At 19.1% G+C, this 21,109-nt stretch carries 16 protein-coding genes; 11 read left to right on the top strand and 5 right to left on the bottom strand.

Annotated elements, in window-relative coordinates:
* Positions 1–77: 77 nt before the first annotated feature.
* From C9I82_RS01315 to C9I82_RS01335, 5 genes are all read left to right on the top strand, one after another.
* Complete coding sequence (locus tag C9I82_RS01315; RefSeq protein ID WP_115956056.1) at positions 78–872, top strand: DedA family protein; 795 nt, start codon at positions 78–80, stop codon at positions 870–872.
* Complete coding sequence (plsB, locus tag C9I82_RS01320) at positions 862–3,255, top strand: glycerol-3-phosphate 1-O-acyltransferase PlsB (protein ID WP_115956057.1); 2,394 nt, start codon at positions 862–864, stop codon at positions 3,253–3,255. The genes C9I82_RS01315 and plsB overlap by 11 nt, the downstream gene beginning before the upstream one ends.
* 461 nt (positions 3,256–3,716) lie before the next feature.
* Complete coding sequence (gene cls, locus C9I82_RS01325; RefSeq protein WP_115956058.1) at positions 3,717–5,174, top strand: cardiolipin synthase; 1,458 nt, start codon at positions 3,717–3,719, stop codon at positions 5,172–5,174.
* Positions 5,175–5,376: 202 nt separating this feature from the next.
* Positions 5,377–6,774 (top strand): asparagine--tRNA ligase, encoded by a 1,398-nt coding sequence (gene asnS, locus C9I82_RS01330; RefSeq protein ID WP_115956059.1) that lies wholly within the window; start codon positions 5,377–5,379, stop codon positions 6,772–6,774.
* Positions 6,775–6,909: 135 nt separating this feature from the next.
* The gene (locus C9I82_RS01335) at positions 6,910–7,995 is read left to right on the top strand and encodes a porin (RefSeq protein ID WP_115956060.1); all 1,086 of its coding nucleotides are present in this window, start codon (positions 6,910–6,912) and stop codon (positions 7,993–7,995) included.
* Between the two features lie 93 nt (positions 7,996–8,088).
* On the opposite strand, the gene mscM is transcribed toward C9I82_RS01335, so the two are convergent.
* Both mscM and asd read right to left on the bottom strand, forming a co-directional pair.
* The gene (gene mscM, locus C9I82_RS01340) at positions 8,089–11,358 is read right to left on the bottom strand and encodes a miniconductance mechanosensitive channel MscM (RefSeq protein WP_162859727.1); all 3,270 of its coding nucleotides are present in this window, start codon (positions 11,356–11,358) and stop codon (positions 8,089–8,091) included.
* 14 nt (positions 11,359–11,372) lie between these two features.
* Positions 11,373–12,275 carry an archaetidylserine decarboxylase gene (gene asd, locus C9I82_RS01345; RefSeq protein WP_162859728.1) on the bottom strand — a complete coding sequence of 301 codons (903 nt, stop codon included), beginning with the start codon at positions 12,273–12,275 and terminating at the stop codon, positions 11,373–11,375.
* A 145-nt stretch (positions 12,276–12,420) separates the two neighbouring features.
* On the opposite strand from asd, the gene orn reads away from it, so the two are divergent.
* From orn to hflC, 6 genes are all read left to right on the top strand, one after another.
* Entirely contained in the window at positions 12,421–12,963 is a 543-nt protein-coding gene (gene orn, locus C9I82_RS01350; RefSeq protein ID WP_115956063.1) for an oligoribonuclease, read from the top strand.
* A 124-nt stretch (positions 12,964–13,087) separates the two neighbouring features.
* The gene (gene tsaE, locus C9I82_RS01355) at positions 13,088–13,585 is read left to right on the top strand and encodes a tRNA (adenosine(37)-N6)-threonylcarbamoyltransferase complex ATPase subunit type 1 TsaE (RefSeq protein WP_115956064.1); all 498 of its coding nucleotides are present in this window, start codon (positions 13,088–13,090) and stop codon (positions 13,583–13,585) included.
* Between the two features lie 71 nt (positions 13,586–13,656).
* On the top strand, positions 13,657–15,309 hold the full coding sequence (mutL, locus tag C9I82_RS01360) for a DNA mismatch repair endonuclease MutL (protein ID WP_115956065.1): 1,653 nt from the start codon (positions 13,657–13,659) through the stop codon (positions 15,307–15,309).
* The gene (gene miaA / locus C9I82_RS01365) at positions 15,306–16,244 is read left to right on the top strand and encodes a tRNA (adenosine(37)-N6)-dimethylallyltransferase MiaA (protein ID WP_115956066.1); all 939 of its coding nucleotides are present in this window, start codon (positions 15,306–15,308) and stop codon (positions 16,242–16,244) included. Before mutL ends, miaA begins: the two co-directional genes overlap by 4 nt.
* 40 nt (positions 16,245–16,284) lie before the next feature.
* Positions 16,285–17,421 (top strand): FtsH protease activity modulator HflK, encoded by a 1,137-nt coding sequence (gene hflK, locus C9I82_RS01370; RefSeq protein WP_115956067.1) that lies wholly within the window; start codon positions 16,285–16,287, stop codon positions 17,419–17,421.
* A 1-nt stretch (position 17,422) separates the two neighbouring features.
* Positions 17,423–18,370: a protease modulator HflC gene (hflC, locus tag C9I82_RS01375; protein ID WP_115956068.1), complete on the top strand. Its 948-nt coding sequence runs from the start codon at positions 17,423–17,425 to the stop codon at positions 18,368–18,370.
* 1 nt (position 18,371) lies between these two features.
* Here the strand turns inward: hflC and C9I82_RS01380 are convergent, their stop codons facing one another.
* The 3 genes from C9I82_RS01380 to atpD form a co-directional block, all read right to left on the bottom strand.
* Positions 18,372–19,280, bottom strand: coding sequence for a gluconeogenesis factor YvcK family protein (locus C9I82_RS01380; RefSeq protein WP_115956069.1), 909 nt, complete (start codon positions 19,278–19,280; stop codon positions 18,372–18,374).
* A 134-nt stretch (positions 19,281–19,414) separates the two neighbouring features.
* Complete coding sequence (locus C9I82_RS01385) at positions 19,415–19,696, bottom strand: hypothetical protein (RefSeq protein WP_115956070.1); 282 nt, start codon at positions 19,694–19,696, stop codon at positions 19,415–19,417.
* Between the two features lie 13 nt (positions 19,697–19,709).
* The gene (atpD, locus tag C9I82_RS01390; protein WP_115956071.1) at positions 19,710–21,107 is read right to left on the bottom strand and encodes a F0F1 ATP synthase subunit beta; all 1,398 of its coding nucleotides are present in this window, start codon (positions 21,105–21,107) and stop codon (positions 19,710–19,712) included.
* Between the last annotated feature and the right edge of the window lie 2 nt (positions 21,108–21,109).

Genomic DNA, 21,109 nt, shown 5'->3' on the forward strand with positions numbered 1-21,109 from the left:
ATTAAAAATATATGAAACAAATTAATTCTGATATATTAAGAAAAAATAAATACATTTAAAAAATAGAAGGATAATATTTGAATATTTTACATAAATTACTGTATGCACTATTACAACAAGATTTTAATACTCTATCTAATACAAATTATACATGGATTATTTATTCTATATTATTCATAATCATTTTTTTAGAAAATGGATTAATACCAACAGCTTTTCTCCCTGGAGATAGTTTATTAATACTTGTAGGTATATTAGTAACAAAAAAAATAATAAAAATACCATCAATAATATTAACATTAACAATGGCTACAATATTAGGTTGTTGGTTAGGTTATATCAATGGTAAATTTTTTAGTAATACAAAAATAATAAAATTATGGATATCGAATATACCAAAAAAAACATATAATAAAACAAATAAATTGTTTAATAAATATGGATTATCTGCAATGATTATAAGTAAATTTATTGCTTTTATAAGAACTTTATTACCTATTATAATTGGAATGTCACAAATAAAATATAAAAAATTTCAAATTTATAACGTAATAAGCTCTTTTATATGGGTAATAACATTAATAATAGTTGGGTCATTATTAAGTAATATGCCTATATTTTTAATATATAAAAAAAAAATAATACTATTTTTAACTATTTTACCAATATTAATATTTATAATTGGATTAATAATATTGATATATACCATTATAAAAAAAAAAATATTTAATTCTTTAAAAATTAAAAAAATTATTACAAAAAATATATTTTTAAAAATTTTTATTCATTATATTATAAAAAATAAATATAAAATATTTCAAAATTCATTAATAAAACATAAAAAGGAATTAAATTTATTATATGATACATAAATATAACATTTATAATGGAATAATAAATTTATTATTAAATATTTGTATAAATATTAAAACTTTACCAAAATATTTAAACAAAATTAAAAAAAAACAAAAAATAATATATATTTTACAAAAAAAATCAAAAATAGATCTATTAATTTTAAAAAAACAATGTTATAAACAAAAATTACCTGATCCTACGGAATCAATAAAAATTAACAATAAAAAAATACCTAGATGCATATTTATAAATAATACAAATAATAAATTTCTATTTTATATAAAAAATAAAAAAAACATTGAATTAATTAATAAATATATAAAACTAGAAAAAAAAAATTTTAATTTAAATTTTAAAATCTTACCAATATTAATATTTATAGGCAGAAAACCTAAATATAAAAAAAATAAAAACTATAAAAATAAAAATATTACAAAAACTATAAAAATAATAAAAAAAATTTTACAAATAATATGGATAGGAAAAGAAACATTTATTATCTTCTCTAAAGAAATATCTCTCAAAAATATTTCATTAAAAAATATTTCAAAAAGATTATTAATTAAAAAATTAATTTATAAAATAAATACAAATTTTAACAAACAAAAATTTGCAACAATTGGTCCTAACATAATAAAAAGAAATAAACTTTTCAAAAAAATATTAAAATCTAAAACTATCAAAAAAAAAATAAACAAAGAAATTAAAAAAAAAAATAAAAAACAAAAAAAAATTAAGAGTTTCACTCTATCAATTATCAAAGAAATAGCAACTAATTTTTCATATGAAATGATTAGAATAGTAAATAGAATAATGAAAATAATATGGAATAAAACCTTTGATAAAATAATTATAAATGGAAACAAAAAAATATGTAAATTAGCATATAAAGGAAATAAAATAATATATTTACCATGCCATAAAAGCCATATAGATTATCTTATATTATCTTATGCAATATATCATCAAGGACTTTCAATACCATATATAGCAGCAGGAACAAATTTAAATTTTTGGCCAATTGGGTATTTATTTAGAAAACTAGGAGCGTTTTTTATTCGTAGGACATTTATTGGTAACAAATTATATTCAATTATATTTAAAGAATATTTAATAAAATTAATAAAAAGAGGACATTCTATAGAATATTTCATTGAAGGTAGCAGATCAAGAACAGGTTATCTATTAAAACCAAAAACGGGAATATTAACAATAACAATAAAATCTCTATTAAAAAATATCAACAAACCAATAATATTGGTACCCATCTACATAAATTATGATCATATAATGGAAGTAAAAACTTATACAAAAGAAATGTCAGGTCATTTAAAAAAGAATGAAAACATATTACAAATACTAAAAGGAATAAAAAACATAAAAAATATGAAAAATTTTGGTAATAGCTATATAAATTTTGGTGAACCATTAAACCTAATAAAATATTTAAATAAAAACGTTAAAGAATGGAAACAAAATTTAAATTTTAGCAAATCAAAAAATCCTAACTGGCTAATACCTACAGCTAAAAACATAGCAAATAATATTATGAATAGAATAAATGCTGCAGTTGCTGCAAATTCAACAAATTTATGTGCTATTATATTACTTTCGGTAAAAAAATACCAGATAAATAAAATAAAAATGATAGAACAAATAAAATGTTACATAAAACTATTCAAAACAGTACCATACTCTAAATATTTTACATTTCCAAAAGAATCAGCGAAAAAAATTTTAAATAAAGCCATAAAAACTAATAAATTTAGATTAAAAAAAAATAAAAATTGTGATTTAATAACTTTAAATGAAAATATAAATATTTTAAACTATTATAAAAATAATATTCAACACATTTTTATTATTCCATCACTAATAATAAAAATAATACAAAAATATAAAAAAATAAAAAAAAAAGAAATAATAGATAAAATAAATATAATATATCCTATACTAAAAAATGAATTTTATTTATATTTAAATAAAAAAAAAATTAATAAATTTATTATTTACATAATAAAAGAATTTATTAATCAAAAATTAATTATACAAAAAAAACTAATAATTTATATAAATAAAAAAAGAAATAATCAAACAAAAATATTATCCACACATATAAATGATATATTAAAAAAATATATAACAATAATTTCAATATTGAAGTTAAAACCAAATATTAATACAATAGATTTATATAATAAAAGTAAAATATTAATAAACTATCAAAACAAAAATAAAAAAATAAATAAATTTAAATTATACAATAAACAAACATTATTATCTTCATTAAAAACACTAAAAGAAATAGGATACATAAAAAACAAAAAATATAAAGAAAAAATAAAAAATACATATAACTTATTAAACAAACTAATAAAAAAAAAAATTAATCTCTAATAAATTACATAATAAAAATTAAGTAAAATTAACTTAATAAATCTAACATACTAAAAATAAATTTTTTTACTAAATTTATTTATCTTTAAAATAATACTCAATATTAATCAAATTAAAACTAATAAAAAAAATTAATATATAAAACTTTAAAATAAAATTAAAAAACTAATTTTATTATTATAAATTTATTAATTTCAATAAAAAATAAAATATCAAAATTTAAAAATAAAAAATATATGAAAAATATTCTAAAACAAAATAAAAATATTAATTATTAATATATTAAAATTAAAACTAAATATTAAATCAATAAATATTAAATTATTAAATTTATAATAATAATCTAATTAATATAAAAAAAAATAAAATAAAAGAAATATAATATTTAAACAATTGATAAATTATATAATAATTAAAAAAAAAAAAAATATAAAATTTTAAAAAATTATTATAATAAATTTATGAAATTCTACGAAATTATTAATACATTAATATTATTTGTATATTGGATATTAGTAGGATTAGTTACATTAAGAATATTAATGAAAAAAAAATCAATATCATCAACCACATCGTGGTTATTAATCGTATATATTTTACCAATAATAGGTATATTATTTTATATATTTTTAAGTGAATTAAATGTAGGTAAAAAAAGAACATCAAATTTATATAAAATTTGGTTATACGGAGTTAACTGGATAAACAATATAGATTGCAATAAAACAATTTTCAATAACAAAAATAGCTATATTGCAACTTCAATATTTAAATTATGTAAAAATATACAAGGAATTCCAGGAACAAAAGTTCACAAATTAAAAATTTTTACTTCAACAAATAATATAATAAAAAAACTAATAAGAGATATATCATCAGCAAAAAATAATATTGAAATAATGTTTTATATTTGGCAACCAGGAGGAATAGCTGATAAAGTAGCAGAAGCATTAATAATTGCTTCATGTCAAGGAATACATTGTAGATTAATGTTAGATTCAGCAGGTAGTTCTATATTCTTTCGTAGCCCATGGGTAAAAATAATGAAAGATGCCGGAATTGAAATAGTAGAAACATTAAAAATAAATATTTTAAAAATCTTTTTAAGACGAATAGATTTAAGACAACACAGAAAAATAATTATTATAGATAATTACATAACTTATACTGGAAGCATGAATTTAGTAGATCCCAAATTATTTAAAAGAAATATAGGAATAGGTGAATGGATAGATCTAATGGTAAGAATGGAAGGACCAATAGCTATAAGCATAGGTATAATATACGCTTGCGATTGGGAATTAGAAACAGGAAAAAAAATTTTACCGAATATATCTAATAAAAACAAAATTTCACATAATAAAAAATATTTAAACGGAGTACAAATAATAGCGTCAGGACCAGGATTTTCAAAAGATATTATACATCAAGTATTATTAACAGCTATTTATTCAGCAACGAAAAAAATAAATATAACTACACCATATTTTGTTCCTAGCGATGATCTACTAAATGCAATTTGCAGTGCAGCAAAAAGAGGTGTAAAAGTAAACATTATAATTCCTTACTATAACGATTCTATATTAGTAAACTGGGTAAGTAAATACTTTTTCACTGATTTACTTTCTTCTGGAGTCAATATATATCAATTTAAAAAAGGATTATTACATACTAAAAGTATATTGATAGATCATCAATTAAGTTTTGTTGGAACAGCAAATCTAGATATGAGAAGCTTATGGTTAAACTTCGAAATAACATTGGCAATAGATGATAGTAATTTCAGTAAAAATTTATCAAATATTCAAAAAGAATATATAAAATTATCAAAAAAATTAAAATTAAAAAAATGGGATAAAAGGTCATATTGGTATAAATTAATGGAAAGATTATTATTTTTTTTTCATCCATTACTATAATAACAACTTAATATTTTATATAAAAAAATATAAATTAATTAAATAAAATCATTAAATATTGTAATAAAAATAATTAAATGTAATAATAAATTTAATATTAAATCATGAAACAAATAAAAAAATAATAAAAATAAATCTTAAAATTTATAATTAATATTTATACAAATAAAATACATTTTTAAAATATTAAATAGAGATAAAAATGATAATAACATCCATTACACATATAATAGAAGGTAAACTATTAACTGAAACACACATTACTGTTAATGGATGGGTTAAAACAAAAAGAACATCAAAAATTGGAATAATATTCATATCAATGAATGATGGATCATGTTTGGAAAACTTACAAATAATAATAAAAAAAAACGTTTACAATAACAAAAATTATATATCAAAATTAACTACAGGTTGTTCTATAAAAGTTAAAGGATTAATAAAATATTCTCCAACAACAAAACAAAAATACGAAATACATGCAACAAATATCACTATATTAGGATGGGTTAAAGATCCATCATCTTATCCAATTAGCCCTAAAAAACACAGCATGGAATATTTAAGAAAAATAGCACATTTAAGACCTAGAACTAATATAATTGGAGCAATTACTAGAATAAGACATAAAATAATATATAAAATACATAAATTTTTAAATAATCATGGTTTTTATTGGATACCTACACCAATAATTACAACAACAGATACTGAAGGAAATGGTAAAATGTTTAGAGTATCTACTCTAAACAAAAATCACCTTTTATCCTCACAAAATAAAAAAGATTTTTTCAAAAAAGATTTTTTCAAAAAAGAAACTTTCTTAACAGTTTCAGGACAATTAAATGCAGAAAGCTATTCATGCGCTTTATCTAGAATATATGCTTTTGGACCAACTTTTAGAGCAGAAAATTCAAACACAAAAAAACATTTAGCAGAATTTTGGATGTTAGAACCTGAAATAGCATTTGCAAAATTAAATGATATAATAAAATTAGCAATTGACATGCTAATATATATAACAAAATCACTTTTAGATGAAAGAGATAAAGATTTATTTTTTTTTGAAAAAAAAAAAATAAAAAATAAAATAAAATTAAATAAATTAATATCTTCTAATTTTGAACAAATAGATTATAAAGAAGCTATAAAAATATTAAAAAAATCAAAAATAAATTTTAAATTACCTGTACATTGGGGAATCGATATGTCAACTGAACATGAAAAATATTTAACCGAAAAATATTTTAAAACCCCAATAATAATAACCAATTACCCAAAAAAAATAAAACCATTTTATATGAGACTAAATAAAGATAATAAAACAGTATCATCAATGGATATTTTAATGCCAGGAATTGGAGAAATTATAGGTGGATCAGAAAGAGAAGAAAGAATAAAAATTTTAGATAAAAGAATAAAAGAATCAAAACTAAATAAAAAAAAATATTGGTGGTATAGAGATCTTAGAATATACGGAACTATACCACATGCTGGTTTTGGCATGGGTATAGAGAGATTAATATCTTTTATAACAGGTGTAACAAACATAAAAGATATTGTCCCATTTCCAAGAACACCTAAAAATGCTAATTTTTAAAATATAAAATAATAAAAATATTTTAGACAAATAAATAAAATTTTAGTAAAATAAAATCTATTGAAAATGTATATTTGATCTCACAGATATACATAAAATAAAAAACTTATATAATTACCATGAGAGGTAATAAGAATGATAAAACACAATATTATCACAAAAATTTTAATTATTTCATTAATGATGAGTAATATAGTTAATGCAATAGAAATTTATAATAAAAATGGTAATAAAACCAATATTTACGGTAATATTAATATATTAAGAAAATACAGTAAAGATGAATATAATGAGGGCGATAAATCATATACAAAATTAGGTGTAAAAAATGAACATTTTATATCAAAAGATATAACCGGGTACTCTACATGGTTATACAATTTTCATACTAATTTCACAGAAAACCAATATAGATTATTTAATGGAGAAACATGTTTAGCATATGCAGGTTTAAATTTTAAAAAATGGGGATCAATAGATTATGGTCGTAATTACGGAATACTATATGATGCTCTCTCATATACAGATAAATCACCTGTAGAAAATACTCTAACAATAAAAGATAACGATAATTACCTTACAGGGCGTTCAACAAGTTTACTAACATATAGAAATAAAGATTTATTTGGTTACCTTAAAGGAGTAAATTTTGCTATACAATATGCAGGGAAAAATCTATACGATCGTTTAGAAGAAGAAAAAAATTGCAATGGATGGGGAGGTTCTTTAGAATATAAATCCGATATAGGATTAAGTACTATAGGTAGTTGGTTTAGAATAAATAGAACAGATATTCAAAAAGAAGATAATAATGGAAATAAAGCCACTGCTTATGTGCTAGGGTTGAAATATGATAAAAATAATATTTATGTAGGTGCTATGTATGGTAATACAAGAAACTTACACAGATTATATAATACTTCTCATTCAAAACAAACAAAAAATATAGAACTTATAGCACAATATAAATTCAATAATATTTACCCTTCAATATCTTTCTTGCAAAGAAAAACAAATAACTATAATGCAATAGAATTTTCTAATAATAATTTAATAATAGATAAATATATAAACTTAGGTGCTATTTACGATATAAATAAAAATATATCAGCATATGCAGATTATAGAATTAATTTAATTAAGGATAATAATACATTTGATTCTTTATACAAAGATTCAACTTATAACATATTTGCAATAGGTATGAGCTACAAATTTTAATCATAAATTCATCACAGGAAAAAACAAAATTTCCTGTGTATGAATAAAAAATAAATTAATTAAATAAATTAAATCAATTAAAAAAATAAAAAATTATGAATAATGCATATCAAAATTATATGATTTAATATGAAATATAACAAAAGGAACACTAATATTATTCTTCTTAAATTCTTCTAAAATAAGATAATTTAACATATTTCTTAAAGGCATTCTATGACCCATTTCAGCAACATGTACTCGTAATTCAAATAACTGAACACCATATTGTAAATCCACTAAATATGCTTCTGGTTTAGGAATATTTATCACATAACTACACTTAAACGCAGATCTTTTTAAAATATCTATAACTAATTTAGTATTAGAAATAACATCAACAGTTATATATAAGACTATTCTTGTAACAGAATCAGAAAGAGACCAATTAATAAATTGTTCTGTAACAAAAGCTTTATTAGGCATTATTATTTCTTTACGATCCCAATCAGTAATAGTGGTTGCACGAGTATTAATACAAGTAACATTTCCTGTAAGATTACGAATAGTCACAGTATCACCTATTCTAATTGGTTTTTCAAATAAAATAATTAATCCAGATATAAGATTAGCAAATATTTCTTGTAAACCAAAACCTAAACCTACACCTAAAGCTGCAATTAACCATTGAAATTTCGACCATTCAATACCAATTATAAAAAATCCTATAATTCCTCCAACAAATAAAATAAAATATTTAGTTAACGTTGTAATTGCATAACTAGTTCCAGGAGTTAAATTCAAATGTTGAAGAATAACTAACTCTAATAATGAAGGTAAATTATAAACTAACTGCATAGTAATAACGAATATTAATATAGCAATTAATAAGGATTCTAACGTAATAGGCTTTAAATTCTCTATACCTTGAATGGATGTACTTATATCCCATAACTTTATATTCTCTAAAAAACTAAAAGCTGAATGAATTTTAAACCAAATAGCAATAATAGAAAGTAATGCAATTAAAGTCAATAATGATCTAACTAAACGAAGAGATTGAGCACTAATCGTATCCAAATCTATTAAAGATTCATCTATTTCAAGATTATCACTACTAATCTCACCAGTATCTTCATCATTTCTTATTCTATGCAATAAAATTTCAGTACGTCGTTGTTTAGCTCTATCAAAAGCAATTCGTCTTCTTTGTATTAGCATCCAACGACGAATAATATAATAAATTATTAACAACAAAAACCAAATAAAAACAGAAATCTCTACTCTAATTAACAAATCTTGTGCTGTTGTAAAATATCCAATACACGAAGCTAAAGAAGCTAACAAGGGTATACAAATCATGATATTCCAAAGTATTTTATTAAATAAACTTTTACCTGTACCTTTTTTATTCAAATATAAAAAAATACCAGCACGTTGTAAAGTATAAGTAATGAAACTTAAAATCATACAAAATAAAACAAAACAAAACCTTCCTAAAGTTACGTAATAAAAATGTTCATTCAAATTATTAAAGGTAAATAATAAAATCATCAAAGGAATCATTATACCTATTGTTAAAAAATAATATTTCATGGCACTATTAACTCTAGATAAAGGCCATTTAAAATGAACTATGAATAAACCATTAAATCTAGCAAATTTAGCACTAATCATAAAAACAGACAACAATGGTATCATAGTAATAATACCGTTACCTAAAGCAACTGCAATAGGATATGACCAAGCATATTGAAAACCTAACCCTAAAGAAATACAAAAACATAAAGTAGGTAAAGCTGATAATATGGATAAAAAAGTAACATATAATGTTAAACTAAAATGATCTTTAGTTACCTTGTCAATACACATAGAAGAATAATTAAGAAACTTATCATAATTTTTATTATTAATAATTTTTATTAAAATAAATAATAAAGATATTAAAATTGGAAATAAAGTTTTAATATTACTTAACATTAATAAAAAAGCACTAACTAATTGAATAAATGTATCAGCAGATATAAATTCAATAAAACTATGATAAATATCTATAAAATAATTAATACCAATTGGATTGGCATCCGCTGTCCAATAAAAATATTTATGTACAGATTCCTTAATTTCTTCCGATATATCTTGTAATTTAGCTGTAATTATCTTTAATTTAATTATTTCAATAATATAATTATCACAACCAGCAATCAAATAATTAAGTATTTTTTTTCTAATTTTAAATTGAATTTCAAAAATATCGTGATATCTCTTTAAAAAAAACTTACTATTTTTATTATAATCTTGTTTTGATTGATTTAATAAATTTTCATATAAAAGACGTTGAACACGTACCTCACCTAATTCATTGTCAAATTGAGATAATTTAAAAAATTTAGATAAATTAGCAACTTGACTTCTTAAAGTTTCATTAAATACATTAGAAAAATTAGACCATTGAGATTGTTCTTTTATGGTAAATAATATCTGACGTGATTCAAAAAGTTTATCATGAATAACATCTTGATTAATAAAAATTATATTCAATTTTTTAAACTGATTATTTAAGGATACAAATAATTTTTTATTTAAAACAAAATAATCTTTAATAAAATTAGATAATTTATCATTATAATCGTCAATTAATTTTATTATTTTACTAAATACTTTTTTTATTTCAAATACTATAAACTTATTAAGTTTACTATATAATATCTTTAAATGACCATGTAATTTATCAAATTTTTTTTTATGTAATTCAAATTTAATATGTATTAATTCCTGACGATTATTAGCAGATAATTGTGCCATATCTAATTCATTGACAAGAGCTTTTTGTGCCGAATACTTAGCACAATTAGCAAAATTTTTAGCCTCACTTAAAAAACTAACTTTTTGATCATCCAAATGATAATAAAAATCAAACTTATTAATAAATAATTTTGCTTTAGATAACTGTTTAGGAAATAATAATAAAAATTCATTAATATTTTGAATTTTTTGCTGTGCACGTTCCATAATACTATTTTCTTTTAACAACTGTTGGTTTGTTTGAATAATTTCACGATTCAAATCATTTAAATTAGTATAATTATCAAAAAAATTTATATCAGAAATATTAATAATTTTACGATATAATATTTTTTTTAAATTAGGAAAATCAGTAATTATTTGATGATATCTATTTATACGCTCAATAGAATATTGACGTTCATTTAAGAAATTAAGGGTCATCTGTAATGTTAAAATTAATTCATTTTTATAAGGTAAATTATTAGATATTTTTACAAATTCTAATTTTTGCTTAATATAAGAAATATTCGGAGTACAATCAGCAAAAACTGAAACATTAATAAAAATAATAAAAAATAATAAAAAATTTAAAAACACTTTATTATATAACTCTATTTTAAACAATCATTCAAAATATTATTATTTATAATATTTCCTTTTCCCATAACACTTCCAAAATTAACATTTTTATTCACAAAAATATTTTTTTCTACTTTAATTTTTTTAAATGGAAATAAATTTATTATTGTAGAACCTAACCTAAAATAACCAACTTCTTCACCTTTTAATAAATAAAATCTTGTATTAATATCAAGAGAATTATTAATCCACCGTTTTACCACACCATCCTTTTTATTAAAATTAATAATTTTAGACCAAATAGTTTCAATACTACCAACAAGAGAAGCTCCAATTAAAACTTGTGCTAATAAACCAAATTTAGTGTCAAAATAAAAAATCATTCTTTCATTTTTAATAAATAAATTTGGCAAACTTCTCATAGAAAAAAAACTTACAGAATATAATTTACCAGGAATATACACTACTTCTCTTAACAATCCATCACATGGCATATAAATACGATGACAGGTATACGGTGGAAGATATATAGTTAAAAAACTACCATTTATAAACTTATTCGCCATAATAATATTATCAGCTAATAAAGATGTTAAAGAAAAATAAAATCTTTTTGCTTGAATTAAACTATCATTTTTAATTATTCCAAATTGACTAATAATACCATCTGCTGGAAAAATTAAAGAATTAATATTAAAATCTATAGGTCTAAATTTTCTTAATAATTTTCTTGTAAAAAAATCATTAAAAGTATTATAATGAGATATATTTTGAATTTCAAATTCTAAAATATTAATTTTGTAAAACCAAATAAAAATTTTTATAAATATACTTGTAAATATACCGAGTTTTTTATTAGATAACCATCCAGCAAATTTAGTAAAACATCTAATAGAAAAAAATATATTTAAAAAATATTTAATATAAAAAAACAAATTAATTCTCCAAAACAAATTTAATATAAAATAATAAAATATATTACATAAAAAATTTTAACTAATATTTAACAAACTAAAATTATAATATCTTTACAAAATATATGCTATATATATATAAAAAAATATTTTATAAGAAAAATAAATGTTAAATAAAAAAAATTTAATTTGGATAGATCTAGAAATGACTGGATTAAATCCTGAAATTGATCGTATTTTAGAAATTGCAACAATAATAACAGACTCTAATTTAAAAATTTTAGCAGAAGGACCTAATATAATTATTAAACAAAAAAAAAAAATAATAGATTCTATGAATAATTGGAATAAAAAAACACACAAAAAAAATAAATTAATAAAAATAGTAAAAAATAGTAATTTTAATGAACAATATGCAGAAAAAAAAACAATTGAATTTTTATCAAAATGGATAAAAAAAAATATATCACCAATATGCGGTAATAGTATAGGTAATGATAGACGTTTTTTATATAAATATATGCCAAAATTAGAATCATATTTCCATTATAGATATCTAGATGTAAGTTCTATTAGAGAATTAGCCAAACGTTGGAAACCAGAAATTACAAAATATATAAAATATAAAAATAAACATAGAGCAAAACAAGATCTAAAAAATTCAATAAAAGAACTAAAATTCTATAAAAATACGTTTTTTACATTATAAAAAAAAATTAAATAAACACAATTATTAATTAAAAATAATAAATATATAGATTAAAAAATGAAATAATAATAATTCATATTATTAAAATAAGAGTTTTAATTTAATATAAAAAAAACTTAAGTATATGTGCACATATAAAATAAAATTAATAAACGAATTACAAACATCATTGCTAGGTAAAAAATTATCAAATATATGTTTTAAAAATAAAATTATAATTTACTTAAATGGTGAAATAGGAGCGGGTAAAACAACATTAATAAGAGCATTTATAAAACAAATGGGATATAATAAAATTATAAAAAGTCCAACATATACAATAATTGAAAAATACAATATAAAAAATATTATTTTATTACACATAGATTTATATCGTATAAATAATATACATGAATTAGAAATACTTGGGTTAAATGAATATATTGAAAAATCTTCTATTTGTTTAATAGAATGGCCGAAAAATGGTATTAAATATATAAAAAAACCAGATATAAATATTGATTTATCATATATTGATAATTATAGAAAAGCGAAAATAAAATATAAATCTTTAATAGGAAAAAAAATAATAAATAAATTAATTAATAATAATAATTTTACCAAAATAAAAAATATATATTGATTATATAATAATATTAATACTATATAAATTATAAAACTTAATATTGCTCATAGAAAATTAATTTTAAAAAAATGTCAATAAAACTTTTATCTATAGAATTATCAAGGTATATAGCTGCTGGTGAAGTAATACATAGACCTTTTTCAGTAGTAAAAGAATTAATAGAAAACAGTTTAGACGCAAATGCTACATTTATCAAAATAGAAATAAAAAATGGAGGAAAAAAATTAATACGTATACAAGACAATGGAGAAGGGATAGATAAAAATGAATTATCAATAGCATTAAAAAGATACACTTCAAGCAAAATTAATACTATAAAAGATCTAAAAAAAATAAAAACATTTGGTTTTAGGGGAGAAGCACTAGCTAGTATAAATGCAGTATCAAAAATATCACTAATTTCAAAAACGTCAAAAGATAATGTAGGATGGCAAATTTATGCAGAAGGAGGTAAAATATCAAATATCTTAAAACCAATTGCTCATCCAATGGGGACAACGATTGAAATATCAGATTTATTTTATAATATTCCTATTAAAAAAAATCTTTTAAAATCAGAAAGAACAGAATTTTTATATATAAATGATATTATCAAACAAATAGCATTATCAAAATTTGATATTGATATTTTATTAATAAATAATAATAAAATTATACAAAAATACAAAATTGCATTAAATATAAAAGATAAAGAAAATAGAATTAATAATATATTAGGTGAAAAATTTTTAAATAATAAAAAAAAAATAAAATACAAACATAAAAATGTAAAAGTTACTGGTTGGATATATTTAGAACACACAAATAAAAAAACTGAATATTGTTATGTAAACAATAGGTTAATAAAAAATAAAATTATAAAAAATACCATTACACAAATACAAAAAAAAATATTAAATTCAAATAAAAAAATATCATATATAATATATATAAAAATAAATACAAAAGATATAGATATAAATATACATCCATCAAAATATAAAATAAACTTTAAAAACCCTCTAATTATTTATTATACAATATATAATGCTATAACAAATAAAATAAAATTTAAAATGGATAAAAAATATATCCATAAAAAAAAAAATAAAATAGAAAAAATAAACTTAAACAATAAACTAAAAATAGAAAAAATACTAATTAATAAATCATTGATAAAAGAAAAAATAAAAAAACTTAAAAAAATAAAATTATTAACCAAAATAAATAAAAATCATGTAATTATTAAATATAAAAATAAAATTTTTTTAGTAAACTTAATAAATCTAATAAAAGTATTACAAATAAAACAATTAAATTTAATTAATCAATATAAAATTAAAAAATTAATAATACCTATTAGATTAAAAATTAAAAAATATAAAAAGTATAAAAAATATAAAAAATTATTAAAAAAAATCGGAATTAACTTATATAAAGATAATAAAAGTATAGTAATATATACAACACCTTTAATAATAACAAATAAATATAAAAATTTTTGTATAAAATTACTAAAATTTATTAATACACAAAAAAATATAAACCTAAAAAAAATATTGTTTTGGTTAAAATATTCGATTATAAAAATAAAAAAATATTTTGACCATAAAAAAATATTGAAAGCATTAATAATATTAGAAAAATATAACAAATTAATAAAAAATAATAAAATGAAAATAAAATTTATACAAATAATAAATATTAAAAAATATATAAACAAAATTAAAAATAAAACATGAAAAAAAAAAAAATAATATTTATTATGGGTCATACAAATTCTGGTAAAACAAAATTATCACTAAAAATAAGTAACTTTACACCAATTGAAATCATAAATGTAGATTCCACAGCCGTATACAAATATATGGATATCGGAACAAATAAACCTACAAAAAAACAACTAAAAGAAATCAAACATCATTTGATAGATATAAAAGAACCTACAGAAATTTACTCAGCAGGAGAATTTTTTTATGATGCAAATAAATCGATAAACAATATTTTTAATTTAAATAAAACTCCTGTATTAGTAGGTGGAACAATGTTATATTTTAATATATTAGTAAATGGATTTTCTCCTACTCTACCAAAAGCAAATTACAAAATTAGGAAAAAAATTGAAAAATTATCAAATATTATTGGATGGAACAATTTACATAATAAATTAAAAAAAATAGATTACAAATCATGGGAAAAAATTCATCCAAATGATCATAAAAGAATAACAAGAGCTTTGGAAATATTTTTAATAACAAATAAAAAAATGACAAAAATAAATGATGGATTTAAAAACAAATTACCATATGAAATAATTCAATTTTCATTTAAACCATTAGATAAAAATATATTAAACTTAAAAATTAATGATAGATTAGAAAAAATGTTAAAACTAGGATTAGAAAAAGAAACAAAGAAACTATTCTTTAAAAAAAATATAAATAAAAAATTACCTTCAATAAATAGTATTGGATATAAACAAATGTTATCTTATATATCAGGTGAATTAAATTATGAACAAATGAAAAAAAAAACAATTTATGCAACAAAAAAATTAATTAAACATCAAATAACATGGTTAAAAAAATGGAAAAATATAAATTGGTTAGATAATAAAAAAAAAATGTATAACAATCAAATTAAAAGAATAATTGATATCATAAACAAAAAAAACTAAAAAATAAAAAATAAAACAATATTATTATAAGGAAATAAATATGACATGGAAATATTTAAGTGATAAAAATCCATGGAAAAATAAAAAAAATAAAAAAAATATTCTTAATAACGAAGAAAACAATATATTATTATTTCTCAAATATATAAAAAATAAAATTAATATTAACAAAAATAAAATAATAAAAACTATAGTAATATTAATATTAAGTATATGGATAATTAATGGATTTTATATAATTAAAAAAAATGAAAAAGGAGTATTAATTAGATTAGGTAAATTTAACAAATTAATAAATTACGGAATACATTGGAAAATAACACCAATAGATAAAATATTAATATTTGATAAATCAAAAATATATAAAATAGGTATTTCAAAAACAGAAATAACTTCTGATAAGAATATAATAAATATAAAAATTATTACAAAATATAAAATAATAAATCCCAAAAAATACCTATACACAATAAAAAACATAAATAATTATATAAAAAACTCTATAGAATCAATTTTACTAAAAACAATAACAAATTATAACACTAAAAAAATATTATCTGTAAATAATAATACAATAAAAAATTCAATTTCAAACAAAATAAAAATTTTTTTTATAAAAGAAAATATAGGTATTAAAATAGAAAAAATTAATTTTAAATATATTCAACCTCCTGAGAGAATAAAAAAACTATTTAATGATACTAAAATAGCTAGAAAAAATAAAAAAATATGTATAAATAATGCAATAAATTACGCAAATAAATTAAAAATAAAAACAAATTATAAAATTATAGATATTATAAATAAATCAAAAATATATAAAAATAATATTATCAATAAAGCAGAAAAAGATATGATAAATTTTAACAAAATTCTATCAATATATAAAATATCACCCAAGATAGAAAAAAAAAAAATATATATTGAAACAATGGAAAAAATATTAAAGAAAACATCTAATGTTATAAGCAATAATAAAAATATATTTATATTACATATCAAAAATAAAAAAAATAATATCAAAAATAAAAAAAATAATATCAAAAATAAAAAAAATAATATCAAAAATAAAAAAAATAATATCAAAAATAAAAAAAATAATACACTAAATAATACAATAAATCAAAGATCTTATAATATATCTCGTATTAATAATCGTAAAATTAGGGATAAATAAAATGAAAAAAAAAATTATTTTTTCACTAATAAGTTTAATTATATTAATAACTATTTATTTATCTATTTTTGTAATAAAAGAAGAAGAGCAAGGTATAAAACTAAATTATAATAAAATAATAAATAAAGAAGAAAAAAACACAATATATAACCCAGGTATATATTTTAAAATTCCATTTATAGAATATGTTAAAAAAAATAATACTCTTATTCAAATAACAAATGGTAATATAAATAATATTAATAACGATAAAAATAAATACGATATATCCATAAATTTTTACATAAAATGGAAAATAATAAATCCATATAACTATTATAAAAACACAAAAAAAAATGAAAAACAAATTTTAGATTTAATTAAATTTAAACTAAAAAAAAATATATTAAACAAAATAAACAAGATAAAATTTAAAAAAAACAATAATAAAAAAAATAAACTATATTGTATTAAAATAATTAAACAAATAGAAATAATAAAAAAAATAAATTCAAAAACACCAAAATCAGAAATTGATATTTTTAATAAAAAAAATATAAAACATTATAAAAATTTAGGAATAAAAATAATAAATGTAAAAATAAATAAAATAGAATTTACAAAAAAAATATACAATTTAATATATAAAAATATGGAAATTAATCAAAAAAAATTAATAAAAAATGAGAATATATCTGGAAAAATAAAAGCAATAAAAATAAAATCATATGAAAATAATCAAACAATAAAAAAATTATATGAAGCAAAAAAAAAAGCTATTCTTATAAAAAATGAAGGAGAAATCCAAGCAAATAAAATAATTATTAAAAATATTAAAAAAGATCCAGAATTTTATTACTTTATAAGAAGTTTAAAAGCATATAAAAATATACTTAATAAAAATAAAACAAATATAATTATTTTAGATATAAATACAGATTTTTTAAAATATATGAAAAAAAAATATTAACTTAATAATTTTTTAACTTAATAATTTTATCTAAAGCCTTATTCAAAAGAATAATATCATGATGATATGGCATATTAACATCTCCTAAAAAATCTCTAATAATCAAACGATTTTCTACACCTTTTATATTAGTATCAGGAGTAACAATCAAAGCATCTATCATTTTTCCACCAATATATTTTTCCATTATTAATATCTTTTCAAAAACAGTTAAACTAGAAGCTGCAAGACTAATTTCATTAGATAAATTATCAATAAAAACTACAATAGCTTTTGTATTACTTAAAGATAAAGCTATTTCTTTTACTAATAAAATTGGGATTAAGCTAGTATAAAAACTACCAGGACCGATTAAAATTAAATCAGCTTTATTAATAAATTTTAATCCTTCAATTGTAGAAGATACATCAGGATATAATTTTAAATATTTAGGAGGTAATTTTAAAATATCAATAGCAGTTTCTCCATAAATCAATATATCGTTTTTATCAATTGCTACTAAATCTACAGCTTTTTCAGTCATTGGTATCAAAAAAGATTCTATTTTAAATAAATTTCTAATTATATTTATAACCTCTAAGGGTCTAATACTAAGATTATCTAATGCTTTTAATATTAAATTACCTAAATTATGACCAGACAAATCACCTATACCTTTAAATCTGTAGTTAAATATATTTGAAATAACATTAGATTTATTTATTAATTGATTAAGACAATTTCTTAAATCACCCCATGCAATACCGCCTTCAGATTGTCTAATTCTACCAGAAGATCCACCATTATCACTTGTAACCACTATGCCTGTCAATCTAGAACCTAAATGAGATAAAGAAACCATAACTCTTCCTAAACCATGTCCACCTCCTAAAGCAACTACTCTATTTAAACTTTTTAAATACATATTCATAAATAAATATTCCCAATATATTTATCAAATACATTTATAATATAATTAATAAAAAAATAAAATAATACATTTATTTTATTTAATAAAAAGCTTAAAATAAAAATATACATGTTAATAAAATTATTAAATTGAATTTATTTACAAAAAATTTTTATAGAAAATATATTAATACTAAAATCATAATCAATTACATCGGAAAATACAGTTACAATATTATTTTTAATTTCAAAAAAACTTTGCGAAATAAAAAATTGCTTTTTATCATTATATAAAACAATACCTGATTTAATATATCCTAATAAAGGAGAATGATTTGGATATATACATAACTCACCATAAAAAGACATTACATATATTTTCAATATATTATAAAAAGATAAATTATTTTCAAAACTAAATATATTTAAACTTAACATAATAAAAACTTAATTAACAATTAATATTTTTAAATTTATTTTTAACTTCTTTTATAGAACCTACCATATAAAAACAAGATTCTGGTATATTATCTAAATTACCATCTAATATATCTTTAAATCCTTCAATTGTTTTTTTTAAAGGAACGTATCTACCAGAAATACCAGTAAATATTTTAGAAACATGAAATGGTTGAGAAAAAAATCTTTGTATTTTTCTAGCTCTAGAAACTACTAACTTATCATGTTCAGATAATTCATCCATACCTAAAATAGCTATAATATCTTTTAAATCATGATATCTCTGTAATATAGATTTAACACCAACTGCAATATTATAATGTTTATGACCAACTACTAACGGATCTAATTGCCTACTACTTGAATGTAAAGGATTTACGGCAGGATATATACCTAAAGAAGCAATTTCTCTATCTAAAGTAATAATAGTGTCAAGATGAGTAAAAGTAGTAGCAGGAGATGGATCAGTTAAATCATCTGCTGGAACATAAATAGCTTGAATAGAAGTTATGGAACCATTTTTTGTAGAACATATACGTTCTTGTAAAATACCCATTTCTTCAGATAAAGTTGATTGATAACCAACTGCTGAAGGCATACGACCTAATAAAGCAGAAATTTCAGTTCCAGCTAGTGTATATCTATAAATATTATCTATAAAAAATAAAACATCATTACCATCATCACGAAATTTTTCAGCTATAGTTAAACCAGATAAAGCAACTCTAAAACGATTACCTGGTGGTTCATTCATTTGACCATAAATTAAAGATACTTTATCTAAAACATTACAATCTTTCATTTCATAATAAAAATCATGACCTTCTCTAATACGCTCACCTACACCAGTAAAAACTGAATAACCAGAATGTTCAATAGCAATATTTCTAATTAATTCCATCATATTAACAGTTTTACCAACACCAGCACCACCAAATAACCCAACTTTACTTCCCTTCGATACCGGACATATTAAATCAATTATTTTTATACCAGTTTCCAAAATATCTATAGAACTAACCAATTCCTTATAATTAGAAGAAAAATTATGAATAGAACGATATTCTATATTTTTATTAGTATTATTAATATTTTTATCGTTAGAATATATAAATTCACCTAATACATTCATTATTTTACCTAAAGTAATTTTACCTACAGGTACTTGTATAGGTTTACCAAGATCTATAACCTTTAAACCCCTACGAATACCATAAGAAGATCCCATAGCAACTGTTCTTACTATTCCATTCCCTAAATGCTGTTGTACTTCTAAAAATAAATTTAATTTTTTAAGTTTTAAAGCATTATAAATTGTTGGAATATATTCTTTAGAAAATTCAACATCAATAACTGCACCAATAATTTGAACAATTTTACCAATTACCATTC

The sequence above is a fragment of the Candidatus Purcelliella pentastirinorum genome, assembly GCF_003391335.1.
Lineage (GTDB): Bacteria > Pseudomonadota > Gammaproteobacteria > Enterobacterales > Enterobacteriaceae > Purcelliella > Purcelliella pentastirinorum.

Coding starts and splice junctions, on each gene's coding strand:
- plsB (WP_115956057.1), top strand. CDS start 862: ATGATACATAAATATAACATTTATAATGGAATAATAAATTTATTATTA.
- cls (WP_115956058.1), top strand. CDS start 3,717: ATGAAATTCTACGAAATTATTAATACATTAATATTATTTGTATATTGG.
- asnS (WP_115956059.1), top strand. CDS start 5,377: ATGATAATAACATCCATTACACATATAATAGAAGGTAAACTATTAACT.
- C9I82_RS01335 (WP_115956060.1), top strand. CDS start 6,910: ATGATAAAACACAATATTATCACAAAAATTTTAATTATTTCATTAATG.
- orn (WP_115956063.1), top strand. CDS start 12,421: ATGTTAAATAAAAAAAATTTAATTTGGATAGATCTAGAAATGACTGGA.
- tsaE (WP_115956064.1), top strand. CDS start 13,088: ATGTGCACATATAAAATAAAATTAATAAACGAATTACAAACATCATTG.
- mutL (WP_115956065.1), top strand. CDS start 13,657: ATGTCAATAAAACTTTTATCTATAGAATTATCAAGGTATATAGCTGCT.
- miaA (WP_115956066.1), top strand. CDS start 15,306: ATGAAAAAAAAAAAAATAATATTTATTATGGGTCATACAAATTCTGGT.
- hflK (WP_115956067.1), top strand. CDS start 16,285: ATGACATGGAAATATTTAAGTGATAAAAATCCATGGAAAAATAAAAAA.
- hflC (WP_115956068.1), top strand. CDS start 17,423: ATGAAAAAAAAAATTATTTTTTCACTAATAAGTTTAATTATATTAATA.
- C9I82_RS01380 (WP_115956069.1), bottom strand. CDS start 19,280: ATGAATATGTATTTAAAAAGTTTAAATAGAGTAGTTGCTTTAGGAGGT.
- C9I82_RS01385 (WP_115956070.1), bottom strand. CDS start 19,696: ATGTTAAGTTTAAATATATTTAGTTTTGAAAATAATTTATCTTTTTAT.
- atpD (WP_115956071.1), bottom strand. CDS start 21,107: ATGGTAATTGGTAAAATTGTTCAAATTATTGGTGCAGTTATTGATGTT.